Below are 19,607 nucleotides of genomic sequence, written 5' to 3'. Positions count from 1 at the left end.
TCGGGCGCTCAGCCGGCCAGCCGACGGGACAGACCGGCGACCCGTTCCATCACGACCGCCAGCACCACGGTGACCAGGATCAGCAGGCTGGAGGCCGCTGCCACTGTGACATCGAGGCGGCCCTCCAGATCCTGCCACATGCGGATCGGCAGCATGTCGGTGGCGGCATCGCGCAGGAACAGCGAGACCGGGACGTTGTCGAAGCTCGACATGAAGGCGATGAAGCCGCCGGCGAGGATGCCGGGCCGGATCATCGGCAGGGTCACTCGGCGGAAGGTGTAGAGGCGTGAGGCGCCCAGAGAGGTCGAGCTCTCGAGCAGCACCGGGTCCATCTGCGACAGGGCCGCGACGGTGGTGCGGACCACGAAGGGCACGCACACCACGGTGTGGCCGAGGACGAGGGTTAGCGGCGAGACCGGGATGCCGGCGAGGCTGAACAGCATCAGGGCGGCGAGCCCGAAGGCGAGCGCCGGCAGGACGAGCGGCGACAGGAACAGGCTGTCGAGGAGCCGGGCGGAGAGCCGCGGCGACCGGGCGATGGCCAACGCGGCGGCGGTCCCCATGACCGCCGACAGGAGGGTCGTCCATCCCGCCACCACGAGGCTATTCCAGGCGGCGGCCCGAAGCTGCTCGGCCTCCGCCAGCGCTGCGTACCAGCGCAGGGAGTAGCCGGGCGGTGGGAAGCGCAGGGAGAAGCCGCTGGTGAACGAGACCACCACGACGATCACGGTCGGCGCCGCGAGCAGGACGAGGCAGAAGCCGGCGAGCAGCAGGACGGTGCCGTGGAAGCTGAACCAGTCGACGTCGCGCCGCATGCTCGTCTTCATCGGCGCCCCTCAGGCTTGCGCGTAGCCGCGCGACAGGCGGCCCACGAGGTTGAAGACGGTCACGCAGGCCAGCACCGCCACGAGGAAGACGATCGCGATCGCCGCCGCGAACGGCCAATTGTTGAGGGACGAGGCCTGCTGGTACAGGTACATGGGCATGAACAGCATCTGCCCGCCGCCGATCAGCGACTGGGTGATGAAGGCGGTGATCGCCGCCGCGAAGGTGAGCAGGCAGCCCGCCACGATTCCCGGCAGGCAGAGCGGGAGTGTAACCCGGAGGAAGGTGCGCCACGCCCCCGCCCCGAGCGCCGCCGAGGCGTCGGCAAGGTTCGGGTCAATCCGCGACAGGGTGGTCACCAGCGGCAGGACCATCAGCGGCATCTGCACCTGCGCCAGCGCGAGGACAAGACCGGCCTCGGTGTAGAGCAGCTTCAGCGGCGTATCTGTCAGGCCGAGCGCCAGGAGGCTCGCGTTGACGATGCCCTGACGTCCGAGGATCACGATCCACGCAAAGGTCCGCACCACCACGCTGGTGAGCAGGGGCAGCAGCACGATCAGGGTCAGCAGGCCGCGCAGCCGGGCGGGCGCCCAGGTGAGGAGCAGCGCCAGCGGCAGGCCGAGCAGGAGGGTCAGCGCCGTGACCTCAACGCCGAGCCACAGGGTCACGCCCAGCACCCGCAGGGAGAACGGGTCGAGCAGGAACCGGGCGTATTGGTCGAGGCCGAACCGGGTCATGCCCGGATCGGCGTAGAAGCTGACGAGCAAGAGGAGCGCCAGCGGCGCCAGGAAGAAGACGAGGAAGAACGCCCCGAGCGGCAGCGCGAGGCGGATGTCGTAGGCCGCCGTCCAGGCACGGCCCGGGCGGCCGGGCGCCGCGACCGGGTCGGGCGCCACCGGCGCGTAGTCCACGGTCACACCCGGATTTCCCGATTGAAGCGCTCGATCCAGGCTGACCGACTGCGGTTGATCGCGGCCCAATCCTGGAACACCGACTTGCGCTTCAGATCTTCGGCGTCTTTGGCCAAGACCTTCTGGACTTCGCCCTCCATCGCCACCTTCCGGTTGGTCGGGACGATCAGATAGGGGCTCTGCATCAGCTTGGCCTGTACCTCCGGCGAGAGGGCGGCCTCGATCAGCTTGAAGGCGAATTCCTTCACTGGAGTGTTCTTGACGATGTGGATCGTCGTCTTGAAGGCGATGATGCCCTCCTTCGGCGCAGCGAACTCTACCGGCACGCCCCGGGCCTTCAGGATCTGGATCGCGTTGAAATTGCCTGGCCCGATATCGACCTGCTCCTGCTGATAGAGGGCCGCCAGGGCGCCGGGATTGGCCGCGACGGCGGCGAGATTAGGCTTCAGCGCCTCCAGCGCCTTGAAGCCGGGCTCGACATTGGTCTCCGAGCCCCCGTGCATCCGGGCGATCTCCACGAGGAAGCCGGTGCCGAGCGTCGAGTTCAAGTTGGTGATGCCGACCCGGCCCTTGTATTCGGGCTTCCACAGATCGGCCCAGGATGTCGGCGGCGTCTTCACCTTCTCGGGATTGTAGGTCAGCCCGACGATCTGGAAGAACGGGGCCGGGCCCATCGGCTCCTGCGCGTCCGCGATCAGATCCGCATAGTGGGCGGACTGAGCCACCGGATAGGGCTCGGCGAGGTCCTGGGCGATCGCCGTGAGCGCGGGACCGGGATCATGCAGCATTACGTCGATCGGCGGGTTGGTGCGGGCTGCCTGGACCTTGGCGATCTGATCGACCGAAAGCATCGGATCGAGGATGATGTCGCCGCCCGTGCTCTTGCGGAAGGCCGGGACCAGCACCGCCCGGTGAGCCTCTTCCCAGCTGCCCGTGAAGGTCGCGAAGACGAGCTTGCGGGCCTGGGCGTGGGACAGGCCGGGGAAGGCCTGCGTCGCGCCGAGGGTCAGGGCGCCGGCTAGGAGGCTGCGGCGGTGCAGGGGCATGGTCTGAGTCTCCTGGCGGCTCGGCTTCAGTGGCGGGGATCGGGAAAGACGCTGACCCGCTCGGGGGCGATCGGGCGCAGGCGCACATGCGTGCCGGGCGGCCGCGGGCCGGCGCCCGCCGCACGGGCCTCGGCGGTCTTCAGGCGCGCGCCGCCCTCTAGGCGGATCTCGTGGACCAGCGTGGCGCCGAGCGGCAGGCCGATCTCGGCGACACCGTCGAGCCCCGCCCCATCCTTCTCGAAGGCGACGTGCTCGGGCCGTAGGCAGGCGGCCACCCGCGTTCCATCCGGCAGCGCGGTGACGGTGGGAAGCAGGCCGCCGTCCTCCAGCGCCACCGCGCGGCCGAGCCCCGGCTCAGTCACGAGGCGCCCGTGCAAGATGTTGGCAGTGCCCACGAAGGTGTTGACGAACAGCGTCTCGGGGCGGTCGTAGACGTCGGTCGGCGGCGCGAACTGTTCCAGGCGGCCGGCATTCAGCACGGCGACCCGGTCGGCCATCGACAGGGCTTCCTCTTGGTCGTGCGTGACGATCAGCGTGGTGGTGCCGGCGTTGCGCTGGATGCGCTTGATCTCGATCTGCATGTCGAGGCGCAGGTTCTTGTCGAGCGCCGCGAAGGGCTCGTCGAGGAGCAGGATCGAGGGTCGCACCGCGAGCGCCCGGGCGAGCGCCACGCGCTGCTGCTGACCGCCCGACATCGCCCGCGGAAAGCGATCCGCCAGATGCTCCAGACGCACGAGCGCCAGCATCTCGGCCACCCGCACCTTCTGCTCGGCCCGCCCGACGCCCCGCGCGGCGAGCCCGTAGGCGACGTTTTCGGCCACGCTCATGTGGGGGAACAGGGCGTAGTTCTGGAACACGATGCCGACGGTGCGGCGGTTCGGCGGCAGGTGATCGACCGCCTGCCCCCCGACGATGACGCGTCCCTCGGTCGGCTTCAGGAAACCGGCCACCGCCCGCAACAGGGTGGTCTTGCCGCAACCGGAAGGCCCGAGCAGCGCGACGAGTTCGCCGCCCTTGATGTCAAGGGTCACAGTATCGACGGCAAGCGCGGTGCCGTAGCGCTGCGTGATCCCGTCAAGGATCAGGGAGGTTCCGGCTCCGGTCGCGGCGCTCATGGTCGGGCCTCCGCGTTCGCCGCGAACACGCTGCCCCGCGTGGCGAGATCCGCGGTGCCGCAGCCCGCGAGGGCCAGACCCTTCCATAGGGTGACGGCGACCGAGTCGAGGACCGGCACGCCGAGCTCGGCCTCAAGCGCCGGCGCGAGAGCCGCGCCGGCGAGGTTCGTGCAGACGATCGCCACCGCGTCGACGCCCTGGGCCGCCACCGCCCGGACCATCTCGGTGATCGCCTTCGCGCCGACCTCGGCGAAGGCGAAGTTCTCCGACAGGCCGCAATGACGCTCGGCGGCGCAGTCGAAACCGGCCGCCCCCCAGTTCGCCTGGATCTGCCGCTGCACGTCGCCCGTGTAGGGGGTCACGAGACCGATCCGGCCATAGCCCCGGGCGCGGAACAGGTCGCGGAAGGCGAGGGACGCGGTGGAGGCGGGGCAACCGGTCCGGTCCTCGATCGCGTCGCGCAGGCGCTCGTCCGAATCGAAGCCGAGCCAGGCGCCGGACGTTCCGTTCCACAGGATCGTCGCCACCCGGGCATCGGCGAGGAGTTCGGCGGCAGCCAGGATCGGCTCGGGATCGAATTGGCCCAGGGCCGCTCGCGTCAGGCCGATCTGCGTCACCCGGAAGCGTGAGAAATGCGCGCTCACCTGCGCGCAGCCAGCGAGCAGATGCGCGGTGGCGGGTTCCAGCACGCTGTTCGGCGAGGGCGTGAGCATGCCCAGACGCGTCGTCCCGTTCGGTCTCGCCATCGCATCCGTCTCCAATGCCGCGAGCATCTTCCAGGTGCGACGGACCAACAAGGCATTTTCTGCATGTTGCATGCAATTTGCGCAAATGCCCGCTACGGCAACACTTGGATGCCAAAAACGGATCACCGACCCGGCGATCGGATGCGCTAGGCTGGTGCCGTGGAGTTGGGAAATCGATGGACGTTGTCGCACGCCCCAGGGGCCGCCCCCGCAAAGCCCTGAGCGTCCCGGTCGCGCCGCTCCCGCGGACCGGCTTGCACGAGCAGGCGGCCAGCCGGCTCAAGGACATGATCGTCCGCGGCGTGCTGCCGGCAGGCGCATCCCTGGTCGAGAAGGACCTCTCGGTCGCGCTCGGGGTTTCCCGCACGCCGTTACGGGAAGCCCTCAAACTCCTGGCGGCCGAGGGTCTGGTCGAACTGCATCAGAATCGGAGCGCGCGCGTCCCGGACTGGGAGCCGGAGGAGGTCCTTGAACTGTTTGAGGCGTTGGCGGGCATCGAGCGGCTGACGGCGGAACTCGCCGCATCGCGGATCTCCGACGTCCTCTTGGACGATCTCCGCGAGAAGCAGGCGCGGCTCGATTGCATGCACCGGGACAAGGTGCTCGACGCCTATTTCGCCCTCAATCAGGAGATCCACCGCACGATCGTGACGGCGGCCCACAACCGGCCGCTGGCCGAGGCCCACGCGCCGCTCCAGGCCCGGGCCCAATGGGCGCGCCTGCGGGCGCTCTCAACCGGCAGCCGTTGGGAGGAATCCGCGCGAGAACATCGAGACCTGTTTAGGGCCCTCGAGGTGCGCGATGCCACGGGAGCAGGCGCCATCGCCTATCGGCACGTGCTGCGCACCGGTGTCGTTATCGCCGAAACCCTGAGGGCGCAGCGCGCGAAGGCCTCACCCGGCGGGACGTGAACAACCGCGCATGCTGCTGTCGAACATCGCCCCGCGCGTCGCAAGCTGCGCGAAGCTGGCGAGACGGCCCTATTTCAGAACGGGCAGGAAAATCCAATATCCGTGACGTCTATGGACCCAACCGCCAAAAACCTGCGCAGCGGTCACGCATTTTTTCGACCAGCACCTGAGATGACCGCGTCTGGCGAGCTGTGGATGGCAACGTCTGCTTGCAGGATTGTATCGCAGCCAATTCTATGGCCGGGATGGGCGCAAAGTCGAAGGTCCGCTCTTGGCGAGAGGCCAGCCTTGTTTCGGCACAGCGCCCTTGTCTAAGCCGGGCTAAATCGAGATCTCGGCCGCCTTCACCGACAGGCGGCGGGATGTCCCATCGAAGCGGGCGATGTTGCGCGTGGCGAACAGGATCAGCGCTGCGAGGGCCAGCATCGCGCCGTCGAAGGCGAGAAAGACCGGATCGACATGCGCCTCGCCATTGAGCTGGAGCGCGGCGCTACGCCCAAGGTCCGCAAATGCGACAGCTCCGAACAGCCCGGCCGCCACCGTCAGCGTCTCGGTCCAAACGCGGCGGTGTGGGCGCAGGAAGCCCGACAGGGCTACGAGGAGCCACACTGCGAAGAACGCCCGGATCTCCCACTCGGCCCGGTCCGACAGCGCGGCGGGCAGGAGCCGGTTGGCCAGGAAGTACCCTGCGAGCGCCGCCGGCAGCCCGGCAATCGTCGCGACGTTCAGGCCCTGGACGAGCCGAAGGCCGAGGCTCCGGGACGTATTCCTTTTGGGCAGGCGCGCCGCCGACCAGAGCAGTAGACCGGTGGCCACCATGGCGCTGCCGGCGAGGCCGCACAGGAAGAACAGGACCCGCAGCGCCGGGCCGGCGAAATGCGCCTCGTGCAGGCCGACCATCGTGGTAAAGGTCTTGGTCGCCGGTTGCAGGCCGCCCGCGCGGACCTCCAGGACGTCGCCCTTCACTCCGTCGAAGGCGATCTGCGGGTGCTCGTGGGAGAGCCCGTGCGGCTCCTCGAACACCGCCACCACCGTGGCCTGAGCGTCCTTCGGGTTGACGATGGTGATCCGCTCCAGGGGCTCCGAGGTCATCTCCAGAGCGCGCGCCACCAACGGCCCGATGGGGACCAGCGTGCCGGGCCGGCCGGCGGGCGGACGTGGGGCGGTGATCTGGCCGGACTCGGCGAAGTAGCGCTGGCTGTCGCCGCGATAGGCCGTGCTCACGCCCCAGGGCACGTACATCACCATGAGCGTGGCGAGCCCGGTATAGGTGATCATCAGGTGGAACGGCAGGGCGAGCACGCCCGTGACGTTGTGCGCGTCGAGCCAGCCCCGCTGAGCGGACTTGTCCCGGCGGAAGGTGAAGAAGTCGGCGAAGATGCGCCGGTGCGTGACGACGCCAGAGATCAGCGCTACCAGCATGATCATCGCGCAGGCGCCGACGACCCACCGGCCCCAGAGCGGCGGCAGGTTCAGCTCGAAGTGGAAGCGGTAGAGGAAGTCACCGCCGCGTGTCGCGCGCATGATGGCTGGCGCGCCCGTATCGGGATCCAGGAGGACGTGCCCGGGCGGGCGGCCCGGCCCCGTCCGCCAGAACAGCTCCAGCACCGGCCGCTCGGCCTGCGGCAGGGTGATGAACCACGTTCGCGCGCCGCCCGCATGCGCCTGCAGGTGGGCGACGCCGCGCTCGGCCGCCGCCGCGAGATCCGCCGGCCCGAACGTCCGGTCGGTGCGGAGTTCGGGCCGCATCCACTGCGAGATCTCGCTCCGGTAATAGCTCGCCGTGCCCGTCACGAAGACAGCAAACAGCACCCAGCCGACGACGAGACCCGACCAGGCATGGAGCCACGCCATCGACTGCCGGAAGGTTTTGCCCACGGCCTGATCCTCACCAGCGGTAGCGCAGGGTCGCGTAGACCGTGCGCGGCAGGCCGTAGTAGCAGCCGGAATAAGTCAGGCAGCCGGTCACGTAGCGCTCATCGAGCAGGTTCTGCACGTTGAGCTGCGCGCTGAGGCCGGCCAGCCGCGGATCGAGATGCTTCATGTCGTAGGAGGCGACGGCGTCGACCAGCACGCTCGCCGGCACCTGGAAGGTGTTGGCCGGATCGCCCCAGGACGGCCCCAGATAGCGCACGCCGCCGCCGAGACCGAGGCCGAGCAGCGGGCCCTCGGTGAAGCGGTAGTCGACGAACAGCGAGGCCGTCGTGTCCGGCACCTGCACCGGGCGAAGGCCCTGAAGCGGCACTGGCCGGCGGGTCAGGTCGTTCGTGGTGAAGCCGGTATCGCGGACGTTCCGAATATCGAGGAGCGAGAAGCCGCCGATCAGGTTGAGGCCCTCAGCGATGTTGGCCCGCGCCTCGAACTCGACGCCTTGCACGCCGACCTCTCCGGTCTGCACCACGAAGCCCGGATTGACCGGGTCGGTGGTGGTCGCGTTCGAGCGGCGGATGTCGAAGAACGCGGTGGTCAGCAGGATGTCGGTGCCGGGGGGCTGGTACTTGATGCCGGCCTCGTACTGGTTGCTGGCGATCGGGTCGGGGATGCGGCCGGCCGAGCCGAGAGCCCGGTCGAAGATGCGGCCGTTGACGATCGGCTCGAAGGCCTCGCTGTAGGAGACGTACGGGGCGACGCCGCTGTCGAACAGGTAGAGCAGGCTGGCGCGGCCGGTGAAGGCCTCGGCCGGCACGTCCTGGATGGTCAGCCCGTTCGGCGAGAAGGTGCGGGTCGGGCCGGTCTGCCGGGCGGTGTCGTAGCGGCCTCCGAGCGTCAGGATGAAGCCGTCGAACTTCGCCTGATCCTGGAAGTAGACGCCGGTCTGCTGCGCGTCGATCCGCGAGGTCGCCGTGAAGGCCGGGAAGTTGATCGGTAGGTCATGATCGGGCGCGAGCGCGTTCAGGCTCGTCGTCGCCGGGAACGGCCCGGTGACGGACCGCGTGCTGAAGGTCCGGTGATCCACGCCGAGCAGCGCCGTGTGGGCGATCGGGCCGGTGTCGAAGTTGGCGATGAAGTTGTTGTCCATCGTGTAGGCTTCGATGTCGACCTGGGTGCCGCCGACCGAGCGGCCGATGATCGGCCCGCTCGTGTAAGGGCCGTTGACGTCGCCGAAGGTCGTGAACACGCTGCGGTAGTCGCCATTCGAGCGCAGGTAGCGGCCAGCCGAGTGGAAGCGCAGGTTCTCGGTGATGCGGTGGTCGAACAGGTACTCGATGGAGGCCTGTGTGCGGTCGGAGCGCTCGATGTTGCGGTCGCCGTCATAGAAGTTCACCGGCAGCCGTCCGAAGATGCCGTTGCCGAAGTTGCGCGGGAACACCGTGCCGACGGCGGGGAAGCCGCCGTAGAAGCCCGAGAACGGATCGCGCTGGTAGTTGGCGATGATCGTGAGCGAGGTGTCGGTGGACGGCCGCCATGTGATGCTCGGGTTGATGAAGGCGCGCTCGATCTTCGTGGTCGCGGCCGGCCCGTCGCCGTTCCAGCCGAGGCCGATGACCCGGTAGGCGAACTGGTCGGCCAGCCCTGGGATGTCGGACTCGATCGGGCCGCCGACGTCGAAGCCGCCGCGCACCTCGCTGAAGCCGCCGCCCTGGACGAAGATCTCGCCGTGGCGGACGAATTGCGGGACCTTCGAGACGAGGTTGACGATGCCGCCCGGCCCGGACTGCCCGTAGAGGACCGAGGCCGGGCCCTTGATGATGTCGACGCGCTCCAGGCGATAGGGATCGACCGTGGGGAAGGCGTCGCGGCTGGTCGGCAGCGCCATGTTGTCGAGGAAGATCGGGGCAGTGAAGCCGCGGATGGAGAACTGCTCCAGGCGCGTCGAGCCGGCGCCGCCCCGCTGCTCGGTGGTGACGCTCGGAGTGTAGCGTAGCGCCTGGTTGATGGTCAGCGCGTTCTGATCCTCGATCTGCTGGCGTCCGATGACGGAGACCGACTGTGCGGTCTCCAGGATGGGCGTGTCGGTCTTCGTGCCGACCGTGCTGCGGCTGGCGACATATCCGGGCACCGGTCCATTCGGGCCGCCGCGCCCATAGAGATCGTTGTTCAGGGTGCGCCCACTCGCCTCTCCCATGACGCTGAGTTCGGAAAGTTCAACGTCCGTAGCGGGGGCGATTTGAGCGAAGGACGGCGAGCAAATAGCGAGAACAGACGTTGCTGATAATAAACCAACGGGCGACGAATTCCGCAAGAAGTACGCCGCGCGGCGGATGACTGTCGCAGCACTATAGTTCGACATTACACCGACTCTAAACCACGATCGTCCTACGCGATCGCGAGCATGACTCAGCTATCACGGATCCGTGATCGGTGTGTGCTACATGAGACACATTGTTTCGGAATGTACTTTGGCATTTCTCTAATGAGAATGAGGGTTTCAGATCATCGGCGCCGGGTGCTTCAACGCACCGATCCAGCACCGTGCGTCTGGAACCTGGCAGTTGTAGAGATGACGATGAGAGAGACCGGCGTGGGTTTGATGCTCGGGCTCAGCCGGACCTGCCGAGCTGAGTAGGCTCTTCCCCATCGTGTAGAAGCGCATTGTTCAAAGGGAACAGCCGATCAAACGACAAGCTCAATGTCTGCTCTTGGAAAGCGTCCGAGGTGGCTTGAATGGCCGAAATGGGCGCAAAGCCGAAGGTCCGCTTCTGGGCCTCGACCCAACTTCCGCTGTTGACCCAAAGCAGGCTCTCGAAATGTCCGCTCCCGGGCAGCGTGAGCTCCCCTTGAAATGTTCCCTCTGCGTTCTCATGATGGTGTCTTGGCCGCGCGCAAACAGGGGCGCCTGATGAGGCAGCTCGAGATTGAGAACCAGCTTCGAGATGTGGTCAGCCGCATCGTGGTTCAGGTCGAGCTAGCAACCTCTCAGGGACGGACCGACATCAACCTTGCGCTCGAGGATGCCTTCATCCCGATCCTGAAGTCGGTCTACAACTTGCCCCACCTTATCAATTTGAACAGGAAGCAGAAGAACTATCCCGGTATCGATCTCGGCGACGACCACGACCGCGTCGCGTTCCAGATCACGTCGGCGACGACGCTCGACAAGGTGAAGGCCACCGTCCGCCAGTTCATGGATCGGGCCTATTACAACACTTTCGACGAGCTGTTCATCCTTATGCTAGCGAGAAAGCAGGCCTCGTACAGCCAAGCGTCGTCAACGAGCTGCTGACGGACCAATTCGGCTTCAACTGCAAGAAGCACATCATCGACCTCGGCGATCTCCTCGGCAGGTGTCCGGCCTGCGGCTCGCCGCGCAGGAGAGGGTACTGGCAGAGTTCAAGCACATCCTGGGCGAAGTCGACGCCTTCATCAGTTTCAGCTCGGAAGGGGTGGCTACACCGACGGCGATCACGTCCAACCTGCAGCGGATCCGGCTGCCCGAGGCCGCTTACGTCGCCGAGCTCACGATCGGCGACCAGGCCGTGATCGCCCGGGCCAAGGCGGAGCTCAACTACAAGGGCAAGGCCAAGAGCCGCAAGTCCGTAGTCAAGATGGCGCTACTTCTGAACGGCGTCGAGACCGACGCCTGGGTCTGTCATGACAATAAGCTGTTCGCATTCCTCGATATCGAGCAATGCGGGCTGCGCAGTGTCGTCGACGAAGGCTCAGCGGAGCGGCTGGAGATCTCCGACCTTGCCAACTCGCCCGAGCTGGATAACGTCAACATCCTGAAGCAGCTACTCTCTGCCGAAACCCGGGAGCAGTTGAAGAAGCATCACGTTCGCAAGCATGCCAAGGACGGGTTCTTTTTCTTCGGTCCCGTCGAGGAAGGCCAGATCGAACGGAAGGAGACGTGGGTCGGCAAAAAGGCCGCGACCCGGCGGGTCTATGAGCTGAAGTACCAGCGCAAGGACCCGACGAAGGTCGCCCACCACACCCATTTCTCCTTTGATTTGACCTTCACGAAGCTGGACGGCGACTGGTACGCGCAGATCGTGCCGAGCTGGTATTACTCGTACAACGGCTATGTCAGATCGCATTGGCACGAGGACCTGCTGTCGTCGCAGAAGCGGCTTGAACATAACGCCAGCGTCCGGAACATGGTCCGCTTCGTCGCCCACTTCCTGTCCAAGCTGGACGATGCCGAGGATGACCGCCTGCAATTCCTGTCGTTGCTGGAATTCGACGTCGCGGAGGTCGATGAGGCCGATCAGGTCGAGGGCGACGAAGACGACGATCTGGCTGAAGGAACTGCCGCATGAAGCTGACCACGCTGGCGGAACCGCTGCTGGAGTTTGGTACCGGCACCCACATCTGCCCCCGCACTGGGATCGAGCACATGGGTGTCTACGACAAGCGCGACGAGCTGCGCCGGACAGAGCTGCGGATAGGAGTTGTCGGCCGCGGCGAGGGAGTCGATCTCCTCGACGAGTGGCTGGAAAAATGCCGGATCGGCATTGAGCGCAAGAAAGAGTCGAAGCTGCTGAATCTGTTCCGTGGCTTCGGCGGGATCAACCAAAACTATGGCTTTCTGACAAAACTGATCAACTCGCCGCAGTACACCCGCACCCTAAAGAAGTCCGACATCACGGAAGTCGTGAAGATGGCCTCTCGCGTCGATCGCATCGAGCGCGCCGTCGAATTGTACTACGAGCAGATCCGCTTCCTGGCCGAGAACAGGGCCGTCGATGTGATCGTCTGTGTCATGCCGAACGAGATGTTCGATTCCGTAACGATGGCCGATAACGACGACTCGGACGAGCATGATCTGGAGCACAACTTCAGGCGCATCCTCAAAGCAAAGTCGATGCACCTCGGCACACCGCTTCAGCTCGTACGCGAAAAGACTATCCTCATCACGAAGTTCGCTGGCGATCAGCAGGATCCAGCCACCAAGGCGTGGAACTTCTGCACGGCACTGTACTACAAGGGCAACCGCACGATCCCGTGGCGCCTAGTCGAAGATACGGCGAAGCTGCGGTCCTGCTACATTGGGATCGGGTTCTACAAGAGTCGGGATGGAGCGACGCTCTCGTCCAGCCTTGCTCAGGTTTTCGGACGAGTTCGGGCACGGTATCATCCTCCGCGGCACCCCAGTCTCGATCGACAAGAAGAACCGGCACCCGTACCTAAACGAGGAGCAGGCTTACGAGCTGTTGCGTGATGCCCTGGACGAGTATGACCGAGCCCTCGAGCACATGCCGGCGCGAATTGTGATCCACAAGTCCAGCTATTTCCGTGACAGTGAGCGAGCCGGCTTCCTGCGGGCGCTCGACGAAAAGGGCATCCGGTCGAAGGATTTCGTCGCGATCACCGACACCGACATTAGGCTCTTCGGCGACAGTGACTATCCTCCGAAGCGTGGCACCATGCTGACGATCTCAGAGACTGAGGGCGTGCTCTACACTCGTGGGACGGTCGATTTCTACAAGACCTATCCGGGTATGTATGTGCCGAATCCGCTGAAGATCACCGCCTACGAGCAGGATTCATCCCTCGAAAGCTTGTTCGACGAGATCCTCGGGCTGACGAAAATGAATTGGAACAATACCCAGATGGACGGCCGGCTGCCAATCACGCTGGAATGCGCTCGGAAGATCGGTGACATCATGAAATATGTAGATCCAACAGAGAAGCCGCAGGTCAGTTACAGTTTCTACATGTAGCCCGACTTAAAATAGTTACCGTTCGGTCCTAAGCCCTGAGGAGAACCCTGGGGGAAGCAGCTGTCCTGAACGGGCGCAGGCTGATTCTGAGCTGACAGTCCTCGCGAGTGTCGGCTTTTGGGCAGGCAGCCAATGTCGGCTGTTGGCGCGATTCAGACCTTAAGACATCCTTGTGATCCGACTGCGCGAAGCCGTTAGAGAGCTAGAAAATCTAGGTAATTTTTCTTATATGTAGTCGAGGGCACTGATCGGCTGAAAAGCGGCAGATAACTGAGTCAATAGGCAAACAACTGAGTCAAATGTCATCGAGGACGATGCCGTGGACGGGGCCGAGCGCCACCGCCACAGCCACGCGATCGCGGTGATCGCGCAGGCCGGCTCGGTCCGCACCGCCCTGGACGCCGCCGCCCGCATGGCCACGCTCCTGGCCGATGCGGCGCTGCCGCTCGCCGGCTGCCGGCTCGTGACCCTGCGGGTCCGCGCCATCAAGGCGCGCCGCGACGCCCGGACCGGCGAGGCCCGGGCGAGCCTGACGGTCGAGGCCGTCACCGAGATCCTGTGAGGGGAGGGGGCCGATGGGCGCGCAGAAGGGCAAGGACCTGCTGATCCGGGCCGGGGACGGCGCGGGCGGCTTCGTGGCCGTGGCGGGCCTGCGCACCCGCCAGATCACGCTGAACGCCGAGACCGTGGACGTCACCAACGCCGATTCCGCTGGGCGCTGGCGGGAGCTGCTCGCCGGCGCCGGCGTGCGCCGGGCCGCGATCGCGGGCTCCGGGGTGTTTCGCGACCAGGCCTCGGACGCGCGCCTGCGGCTGATCTTCTTCGAGGGGGTGATCGAGACCTTCCAGATCGTGGTGCCGGCCTTCGGTCTCCTGGAGGGCCCGTTCCAGATCGCGAGCCTCGAATACCGCGGTGACCACGCCGGCGAGGTCACCTTCGACATGAGCCTCGATTCGGCGGGTGCGCTCGCCTTCGCGGCGGCCTGAGCCGAGGGGAGTCCGATGGTGAACCGGATCCGCGGCGCGGTGCCGCTCGACCTCGCGGGCGAGCGCTACACCCTCTGCCTCACCCTCGGGGCGCTGGCCGAGCTGGAATCCGCCCTCCAGGCCGGCGACCTCGCGGGGCTCGCCGCGCGCTTCGCGGGCGGGCGGGTCTCGGCGCGGGACCTGATCGCCCTGCTGGGGGTCGCCCTGCGGGGCGGCGGCCACGACCTCGACGACGCGGCGGTCGCCCGGCTGCCGCTCGCCGGCGGGCTCGACGCCGTCTCGGAAGCCCTCGGTGCTGTGCTGGCGGCGGCCTTCGGGGAGGCGCCGGGCCCGGCAAACCCTCCTCGGAGCCGTCCGTGACCGCGTCGCGATCGGGGGCGGCTCGCGACCCTGGCGGCTTTCCGTGGGACGACGCCCTGGCGCTCGGCCTCGGGGTGCTGCGCTGGCGGCCGCAGGACTTCTGGGCGGCGACGCCGCGGGAGTTCGCCGCGGCCCTCGGCCGTCGCGCCGGTCCGGAGCCCCTGAGCCGCGCCGCCTTCGCGCGCCTGCCCGCCGATTATCCAGACCCGGACGCCCCCGCGTCCTGACGATCGGTGCCGTCCACAAGCGTGGGCACTCCCGCGCTCGGCCTCATCCTGAGGTGCCCGCGCCAGCGGGCCTCGAAGGAGGGGGACGGGTGGGGCAACCCGGATTTGAGCCTCCGTCACGACAGGGCCCGCCGATGACCGAAACCGAATCCGACACGCCGGCTGCCGCACGGATCGCGCAGCTCGAAGCCCTCGACCGGCTCGCGCAGAATTTCGGCCGCAGCCTGGACGCGGCGCTGACCCGGGGTGCCGCCTCGGGGCGCAGCCTCGACGGCGTGCTGACCACCATCGGCACCCGGCTCGCCGGCGCGGCGGCCCGGGCGGCGGGCGGCTCGATCCAGTCGGGCCTCACGGGCTTGATCAACACCGTGCTGGGTGCGGGCTCCGAGACCGGCTTCGCGCGCGGCGGCGTGTTCCGGGGCGGGCGGGTCCAGCCCTTCGCGGCGGGCGGGGTCGTGGCCGCGCCGACCTACTTCCCGATGGCGGGCGGCACCGGCCTCATGGGCGAGGCCGGCCCCGAGGCGATCCTGCCGCTGGGGCGCGGCCCGGACGGCCGCCTCGGCGTCGCGGCCGGAGGCGCCGCGGCCCGCCCGGTCTCGGTCACCGTCCACATCGCGACCCCCGATCCGGCGGCCTTCCGCCGCTCGGAGGCGCAGGTGACCGCGAGCCTCGCCCGCGCCGTGGCGCGGGGCCAGCGGGCGACGTGAGGATCACGCCGCCTTCCGGGTCTCCGCGTCCCGCGCGCGGCTGCGGCGGCCGTCGACGCTGACCGGGGCCACGCCCTGGATCGTCACGCGCCGGACCACCCGGGGCTCGTCGCCGTAATCGTCCACCGCGCGGTGGACGGTCGCCCGGTTGTCCCAGATCGCCACGTCGCCTGTCCGCCAGGACCAGCGCACCGTGTTCTCGGGCCGGGTCGCGTGGTCGTGGAAGATCGCCAGCAGGTGCTGCGAATCCGCCGTGGTCAGCCCGAGGATGCGCTGGATGAAATGGCCGACGATCAGGGAGCGCTCGCCGGTCTCCGGATGCACGTGGACCAGCGGGTGCTCGGTCTCGAACACGGTCTTGGTGAAGACTTCGTCGTAGCGCCGCCGCCCGGCCTCCGAGACGTTCACCCGCCCGCCGACATAGTCGTAGACGTTGGAGTGCAGCGCCCAGAGCTTGTCGGCGAGGTCGCGCAGGGGTTCGGGCAGGTCGGCATAGGCCGCCGCCGTGTTGGCCCAGAGCGTGTCGCCGCCATAGGCCGGGAGCGTCACCGCGCGCAGGATCGAGATCGCCGGGTAGGCCGGCACGAAGGTCACGTCGGTGTGCCAGGAACTCGCCCGCTCGCCGCGGCTGCCGTCGATGTCGAGGATGCCCGCCGTCCCCGCGAGCGACGGCACGGTCGGGTGCGGGACGAGGTCGCCGAGGCGCCGGCCGAACGCCTCCTGCCCGGCCTCGTCGAGGGTCTGGTCGCGGAAGAAGACGACCTTGTGGGTGGTCAGCGCCTGCCGGATCGCCGCCACGGTCCCGGCCTCGAGATCGCCCGAGAGGGCGACCCCGCGGATCTCCGCGCCGATGCGGCCGGCGACGCGGCGGATGTCGAGAGCGGGGGCGGATGCGTGCAGGGGCTGAGGATTGGCGCTCATCAAAGGATTCCCTGGCGGAATGGCGTCGCGTCGTGCGGATCGCGCGATGAAGCGAGATGTGCGGGCCGAAAGGACTTCAGAGACCATCCGCTTCGGTGTGCCGATCTTCGATCAACCGCCGTCTTGTGTCGATGAACGGCACTTTTGATTTTACGGCTCCTCCCGAAAGACTTTTTTCAGCTGCTGCGATCCGGCAGCGATGACGTTCCCCGACGTCGCCAGACCGAGCCGAGGCAGGGCACCGCGATCGTCCTTGCGAGCGGAGCGAAGCAATCCAGCGGCGCCACGGTCACCGATGCCGCGCTGCTCTGGGTCGCGTCGCTGCGCTCGCGATGACGGCGGTGGCGTGGATGACCGGCGCGGCCCTGTCGCGACCCGAACCGGAGAGGCCCGTCATGGCCGACGACTTCCACGAGGTGCTGTTCCCCCTCGACGTGTCCCTGCGCGCCGGCGGCGGCCCGCAGCGGCTGACCGAGATCGTGACCCTGGCCTCGGGCCGGGAGCACCGGAACGGCCGCTGGGCCGATTCCCGCCGCCGCTACGATGCCGGCTTCGGGATGCGCGGCCTCGACGCGCTGCACGCCGTGCTGGCCTTCTTCGAGGAGCGCCGCGGCCGTCTCTACGGGTTCCGCTTCCGCGATCGGATCGACGGCCGCTCCGGGCCGCCGGGCCGGCCGGTCGGCCCCCTCGACCAGCCGCTCGGCACCGGCAACGGGGTCACCGCCACCTTTCCGCTGGTGAAGACCTACGGCGCCGGCTTCGCGCCCTATCGCCGCCGGATCGCCAAGCCGGTGGCCGGCAGCGTCCGGGTGGCGGTCGGCGGCCGGGAGGTCGGGCCCGAGGCCTTCGCGTGCGATCCCGCCACCGGCCTCGTGACCTTCGCGGCCGGCCATGCCCCGGAGCCGGGCGCCGCCGTGACGGCGGGCTTCGCCTTCGACGTGCCGGTCCGCTTCGACACCGACGAGCTGACCATCGACCTCGCGGCCTTCACGGCGGGCGAGATCCCGAAGGTGCCGCTCGCCGAGATCGTGCCGTGAGATAGGGGGCGCGCTGAGAACCGCGTCGCCGCGCCGGATGTTCGGCACCGTCATTCCGGGCTCCGCTGCGCGGCCCCGGGATGACGGCGCGCGATGGCCGAGGTCGTCAAGGCGGTCCTGCGCTAGCGCGCCGAGCGGAGGCGAGACATCGCCTTCATCCGACCCCAGGCCCTGAGGGGGAGCACCATGCGCGACATCCCGGAGGCTTTCGCGGCCCATCTCGCCGGGGGCGTGACCACCCTGTGCCGCTGCTGGTCCCTGCGGCGGCGGGACGGGGTCAGCCTCGGCTTCACCGACCACGACCGCGACCTCACCGTCGCAGGCCTCGTCCACGAGGCCCGGACCGGGCTGGAAGCGGCCGAGGCCAGCGCCGAGCTCGGCTTCGCCGTCTCGGGCGGCGACGTGGCCGGGGCGCTCAGCAGCTTCGGCCTCACCGAGGCCGACATCGCCGGCGGCCTCTACGACGAGGCTACCGTGGAGACCTGGCTGGTCGACTGGACCCATCCCGGGACGCGGCTGCTCCTCGACCTCGCCACGATCGGCGAGATCCGTCGGGAGGGCGACGCCTTCGTGGCGGAGCTGCGCGGCCTCACGCACCGGCTCGATGCCGAGCGCGGCCGGACCTACCGAGCCACCTGCGGCGCCGCTCTGGGCGACGCCCGATGCCGGGTCGACCTCGCCCCGTGGCGCACCACCGGCCAAGTGACCGGTGTTCCGGAACCCGCAACGCTCTCGGTCGCGCTGGCCGGCGGCTTCGCGGACGGCCTGTTCACCGGCGGCCGTCTGACCTGGACGGAGGGGGCCAATGCCGGGTTCGCGGCGGATGTGCGTCTCCAGCTCGGTGCGCTGCTCGAGCTCTGGAGCGCGCCGCCGCGGCCGGTCGCGGCCGGCGACGCCTTCACCGTCACGGCCGGGTGCGACAAGCGCCTCGCCACCTGCCGCGACCGGTTCGCCAACGCGGTCAACTTCCAAGGCTTCCCGCACATGCCCGGCAACGACGCCGTGATGCGGGCGGTGCCGGGCTCGGACCACGCCCTCGACGGCGGGAGCCTGTTCCGATGAGCGCGATGCGGCGGGATGTCGGCGCGGCGGCGCTCGGCGAGGCGCGCCTGTGGCTGGGCACGCCCTACCGGCATCAGGCCTCGCTCCGCGGGGTCGGCTGCGACTGCCTCGGGCTGCTGCGCGGGGTCTGGCGCGGGCTCTACGGCGCCGAGCCCGAGGCGGTGCCGCCCTACAGCGCCACCTGGGCGGAATCGGCCGCCCCCGGCGCCGACCCGCTCGCCGCGGCGGCGGCCCGCCATCTCGTGCCGGTGCCGGATGCGCCCGCGGCCTGCGCGCCGCGCGCGGGCGACGTGCTGCTCTTCGCGTTCCGCCGTCACCTGCCGGCCCGGCACTGCGCCATCGCCACCGGCGACGGCGCGATGATCCACGCCCATGACGGCGCGGTGGTTGCCGAGGTGGCGCTGACCGCGTGGTGGCGGCGGCACCTGACGGGGGTGTTCCGGTTTCCGGAGGCCTTCTCAGGCCGCTGCGGCGATGCGGAGTTCGACCTGTAACCCAGCTGCGGTGAGCATCGAGACCAACGAGTCGATGGCGAAGAGGTCGATCTTCCCGCGCATCAAGTCCGAGACGCGCGGTTGCGTGACGCCGAAGATCTTTGCCGCTTGCGCCTGGCTGAGACCTGTTCGCTCGACGTGATCGCGCAGTGCCATCATCAAGGCCGACCGGATGCGCATGTGCGCGGCTTCAGCCGGCGAGTCCTCAATGGCGTCCCAGACGCTGTCGAATTTTTGATCGATCAAGACTGTAACTCACGAACGAGATCTGTGTATCGGTGCTTCGCCACTCCGATATCGGCGGATGCCGTCTTCTGCGTCGTCTTGCGGAAGCAGTGCAGAATGAACACGGCGTCCGAGAATTTCGCCACGTAGATCACGCGAAAGGCGCCGCCGGGGTCCCGGATGCGGATCTCCCGGACACCCGGACCGATCGACGGCATCGGCTTCCAGTCGTCCGGATCGCGGCCGGATTGAACGCGGTCGATCTGATAGCCGGCGGCGCGCCGGGCCTCCTGAGGAAAAGCCCGCAAATCATCGAGCGCGCTTCCGCGGAACACCACGCCTTTCGGCCCCCGACCCACAGCTTCCCCCGAACGCTGCGACCGAAGCTGGAATATACAAATTTTTGTATAGGTCGCAATCGCCATCGCACCCG

The 19,607-nt window shown here is 68.0% G+C and carries 23 protein-coding genes; 13 read left to right on the top strand and 10 right to left on the bottom strand.

What is annotated here, in order from left to right; genetic code table 11:
• Positions 1-8: 8 nt before the first annotated feature.
• From M6G65_RS21410 to M6G65_RS21390, 5 genes are all read right to left on the bottom strand, one after another.
• On the bottom strand, positions 9-827 hold the full coding sequence (locus M6G65_RS21410) for an ABC transporter permease (protein ID WP_238196215.1): 819 nt from the start codon (positions 825-827) through the stop codon (positions 9-11).
• Between the two features lie 9 nt (positions 828-836).
• On the bottom strand, positions 837-1,658 hold the full coding sequence (locus M6G65_RS21405) for an ABC transporter permease (RefSeq protein WP_373323745.1): 822 nt from the start codon (positions 1,656-1,658) through the stop codon (positions 837-839).
• A gap of 80 nt (positions 1,659-1,738) precedes the next feature.
• The gene (locus M6G65_RS21400) at positions 1,739-2,782 is read right to left on the bottom strand and encodes an ABC transporter substrate-binding protein (protein ID WP_250102855.1); all 1,044 of its coding nucleotides are present in this window, start codon (positions 2,780-2,782) and stop codon (positions 1,739-1,741) included.
• Between the two features lie 26 nt (positions 2,783-2,808).
• Positions 2,809-3,897, bottom strand: coding sequence for an ABC transporter ATP-binding protein (locus M6G65_RS21395; protein WP_250102854.1), 1,089 nt, complete (start codon positions 3,895-3,897; stop codon positions 2,809-2,811).
• Positions 3,894-4,643 carry a maleate cis-trans isomerase family protein gene (locus M6G65_RS21390; RefSeq protein ID WP_250102853.1) on the bottom strand — a complete coding sequence of 250 codons (750 nt, stop codon included), beginning with the start codon at positions 4,641-4,643 and terminating at the stop codon, positions 3,894-3,896. The genes M6G65_RS21395 and M6G65_RS21390 overlap by 4 nt, the downstream gene beginning before the upstream one ends.
• Positions 4,644-4,819: 176 nt before the next feature.
• Between M6G65_RS21390 and M6G65_RS21385 the strand changes: the two genes are divergently transcribed.
• Positions 4,820-5,554, top strand: a complete 735-nt coding sequence (locus M6G65_RS21385; protein ID WP_238196219.1) for a GntR family transcriptional regulator — start codon at positions 4,820-4,822, stop codon at positions 5,552-5,554.
• Positions 5,555-5,875: 321 nt separating this feature from the next.
• On the opposite strand, the gene M6G65_RS21380 is transcribed toward M6G65_RS21385, so the two are convergent.
• Positions 5,876-7,432: a PepSY-associated TM helix domain-containing protein gene (locus M6G65_RS21380; protein WP_238196220.1), complete on the bottom strand. Its 1,557-nt coding sequence runs from the start codon at positions 7,430-7,432 to the stop codon at positions 5,876-5,878.
• 10 nt (positions 7,433-7,442) lie between these two features.
• Positions 7,443-9,620, bottom strand: a complete 2,178-nt coding sequence (locus M6G65_RS21375) for a TonB-dependent siderophore receptor (RefSeq protein ID WP_238196221.1) — start codon at positions 9,618-9,620, stop codon at positions 7,443-7,445.
• Between the two features lie 687 nt (positions 9,621-10,307).
• On the opposite strand from M6G65_RS21375, the gene M6G65_RS21370 reads away from it, so the two are divergent.
• From M6G65_RS21370 to M6G65_RS21330, 9 genes are all read left to right on the top strand, one after another.
• The gene (locus M6G65_RS21370) at positions 10,308-10,718 is read left to right on the top strand and encodes an SMEK domain-containing protein (RefSeq protein WP_250102852.1); all 411 of its coding nucleotides are present in this window, start codon (positions 10,308-10,310) and stop codon (positions 10,716-10,718) included.
• A gap of 61 nt (positions 10,719-10,779) precedes the next feature.
• Positions 10,780-11,751, top strand: a complete 972-nt coding sequence (locus M6G65_RS21365) for a hypothetical protein (RefSeq protein WP_250102851.1) — start codon at positions 10,780-10,782, stop codon at positions 11,749-11,751.
• Positions 11,748-12,653: an argonaute/piwi family protein gene (locus M6G65_RS21360; protein ID WP_250102850.1), complete on the top strand. Its 906-nt coding sequence runs from the start codon at positions 11,748-11,750 to the stop codon at positions 12,651-12,653. Before M6G65_RS21365 ends, M6G65_RS21360 begins: the two co-directional genes overlap by 4 nt.
• The gene (locus M6G65_RS21355) at positions 12,646-13,155 is read left to right on the top strand and encodes an argonaute/piwi family protein (protein WP_250102849.1); all 510 of its coding nucleotides are present in this window, start codon (positions 12,646-12,648) and stop codon (positions 13,153-13,155) included. Before M6G65_RS21360 ends, M6G65_RS21355 begins: the two co-directional genes overlap by 8 nt.
• Before the next feature lie 319 nt (positions 13,156-13,474).
• The gene (gene gp17, locus M6G65_RS21350) at positions 13,475-13,717 is read left to right on the top strand and encodes a tail completion protein gp17 (RefSeq protein ID WP_238196225.1); all 243 of its coding nucleotides are present in this window, start codon (positions 13,475-13,477) and stop codon (positions 13,715-13,717) included.
• Positions 13,718-13,730: 13 nt separating this feature from the next.
• The gene (locus M6G65_RS21345) at positions 13,731-14,141 is read left to right on the top strand and encodes a phage major tail protein, TP901-1 family (RefSeq protein ID WP_238196226.1); all 411 of its coding nucleotides are present in this window, start codon (positions 13,731-13,733) and stop codon (positions 14,139-14,141) included.
• 15 nt (positions 14,142-14,156) lie between these two features.
• Positions 14,157-14,501, top strand: coding sequence for a gene transfer agent family protein (locus M6G65_RS21340; protein WP_192709872.1), 345 nt, complete (start codon positions 14,157-14,159; stop codon positions 14,499-14,501).
• Positions 14,498-14,728: a phage tail assembly chaperone gene (locus M6G65_RS21335; protein ID WP_238196227.1), complete on the top strand. Its 231-nt coding sequence runs from the start codon at positions 14,498-14,500 to the stop codon at positions 14,726-14,728. The genes M6G65_RS21340 and M6G65_RS21335 overlap by 4 nt, the downstream gene beginning before the upstream one ends.
• 134 nt (positions 14,729-14,862) lie before the next feature.
• Positions 14,863-15,435: a phage tail tape measure protein gene (locus M6G65_RS21330; RefSeq protein ID WP_238196228.1), complete on the top strand. Its 573-nt coding sequence runs from the start codon at positions 14,863-14,865 to the stop codon at positions 15,433-15,435.
• Between the two features lie 3 nt (positions 15,436-15,438).
• Here M6G65_RS21330 and M6G65_RS21325 read toward each other — a convergent pair whose 3' ends face one another.
• Positions 15,439-16,356 carry a TauD/TfdA dioxygenase family protein gene (locus tag M6G65_RS21325; protein WP_238196229.1) on the bottom strand — a complete coding sequence of 306 codons (918 nt, stop codon included), beginning with the start codon at positions 16,354-16,356 and terminating at the stop codon, positions 15,439-15,441.
• 395 nt (positions 16,357-16,751) lie between these two features.
• Here M6G65_RS21325 and M6G65_RS21320 point away from each other — a divergent pair, with 395 nt between their 5' ends.
• The 3 genes from M6G65_RS21320 to M6G65_RS21310 all read left to right on the top strand — a co-directional run bounded on the left by M6G65_RS21320 (position 16,752) and on the right by M6G65_RS21310 (position 18,949).
• Complete coding sequence (locus tag M6G65_RS21320; RefSeq protein ID WP_250102848.1) at positions 16,752-17,393, top strand: DUF2460 domain-containing protein; 642 nt, start codon at positions 16,752-16,754, stop codon at positions 17,391-17,393.
• Positions 17,394-17,579: 186 nt separating this feature from the next.
• The gene (locus M6G65_RS21315; RefSeq protein WP_238196231.1) at positions 17,580-18,455 is read left to right on the top strand and encodes a DUF2163 domain-containing protein; all 876 of its coding nucleotides are present in this window, start codon (positions 17,580-17,582) and stop codon (positions 18,453-18,455) included.
• On the top strand, positions 18,452-18,949 hold the full coding sequence (locus tag M6G65_RS21310) for an NlpC/P60 family protein (RefSeq protein ID WP_238196232.1): 498 nt from the start codon (positions 18,452-18,454) through the stop codon (positions 18,947-18,949). Before M6G65_RS21315 ends, M6G65_RS21310 begins: the two co-directional genes overlap by 4 nt.
• Here M6G65_RS21310 and M6G65_RS21305 read toward each other — a convergent pair.
• Both M6G65_RS21305 and M6G65_RS21300 read right to left on the bottom strand, forming a co-directional pair.
• Complete coding sequence (locus tag M6G65_RS21305; RefSeq protein ID WP_238196233.1) at positions 18,914-19,195, bottom strand: helix-turn-helix domain-containing protein; 282 nt, start codon at positions 19,193-19,195, stop codon at positions 18,914-18,916. The two genes, M6G65_RS21310 and M6G65_RS21305, sit on opposite strands and share 36 nt — an antisense overlap.
• On the bottom strand, positions 19,192-19,509 hold the full coding sequence (locus M6G65_RS21300) for a type II toxin-antitoxin system RelE/ParE family toxin (protein ID WP_373323747.1): 318 nt from the start codon (positions 19,507-19,509) through the stop codon (positions 19,192-19,194). Before M6G65_RS21300 ends, M6G65_RS21305 begins: the two co-directional genes overlap by 4 nt.
• Positions 19,510-19,607: the final 98 nt, after the last annotated feature.

The organism is Methylobacterium tardum (genome assembly GCF_023546765.1).
Lineage (GTDB): Bacteria > Pseudomonadota > Alphaproteobacteria > Rhizobiales > Beijerinckiaceae > Methylobacterium > Methylobacterium tardum.
This window is presented reverse-complemented; position numbering and strand designations above follow the sequence as displayed.

Bases quoted from the DNA above. Each gene is read 5' to 3' on its own strand.
- M6G65_RS21325 (WP_238196229.1), bottom strand. From the start codon at position 16,356: ATGAGCGCCAATCCTCAGCCCCTGCACGCATCCGCCCCCGCTCTCGAC.
- M6G65_RS21330 (WP_238196228.1), top strand. From the start codon at position 14,863: ATGACCGAAACCGAATCCGACACGCCGGCTGCCGCACGGATCGCGCAG.
- M6G65_RS21310 (WP_238196232.1), top strand. From the start codon at position 18,452: ATGAGCGCGATGCGGCGGGATGTCGGCGCGGCGGCGCTCGGCGAGGCG.
- M6G65_RS21395 (WP_250102854.1), bottom strand. From the start codon at position 3,897: ATGAGCGCCGCGACCGGAGCCGGAACCTCCCTGATCCTTGACGGGATC.
- M6G65_RS21340 (WP_192709872.1), top strand. From the start codon at position 14,157: ATGGTGAACCGGATCCGCGGCGCGGTGCCGCTCGACCTCGCGGGCGAG.
- M6G65_RS21390 (WP_250102853.1), bottom strand. From the start codon at position 4,643: ATGGCGAGACCGAACGGGACGACGCGTCTGGGCATGCTCACGCCCTCG.
- M6G65_RS21375 (WP_238196221.1), bottom strand. From the start codon at position 9,620: ATGGGAGAGGCGAGTGGGCGCACCCTGAACAACGATCTCTATGGGCGC.
- M6G65_RS21385 (WP_238196219.1), top strand. From the start codon at position 4,820: ATGGACGTTGTCGCACGCCCCAGGGGCCGCCCCCGCAAAGCCCTGAGC.
- M6G65_RS21360 (WP_250102850.1), top strand. From the start codon at position 11,748: ATGAAGCTGACCACGCTGGCGGAACCGCTGCTGGAGTTTGGTACCGGC.
- M6G65_RS21400 (WP_250102855.1), bottom strand. From the start codon at position 2,782: ATGCCCCTGCACCGCCGCAGCCTCCTAGCCGGCGCCCTGACCCTCGGC.
- M6G65_RS21345 (WP_238196226.1), top strand. From the start codon at position 13,731: ATGGGCGCGCAGAAGGGCAAGGACCTGCTGATCCGGGCCGGGGACGGC.
- M6G65_RS21315 (WP_238196231.1), top strand. From the start codon at position 17,580: ATGCGCGACATCCCGGAGGCTTTCGCGGCCCATCTCGCCGGGGGCGTG.
- M6G65_RS21320 (WP_250102848.1), top strand. From the start codon at position 16,752: ATGGCCGACGACTTCCACGAGGTGCTGTTCCCCCTCGACGTGTCCCTG.
- M6G65_RS21410 (WP_238196215.1), bottom strand. From the start codon at position 827: ATGAAGACGAGCATGCGGCGCGACGTCGACTGGTTCAGCTTCCACGGC.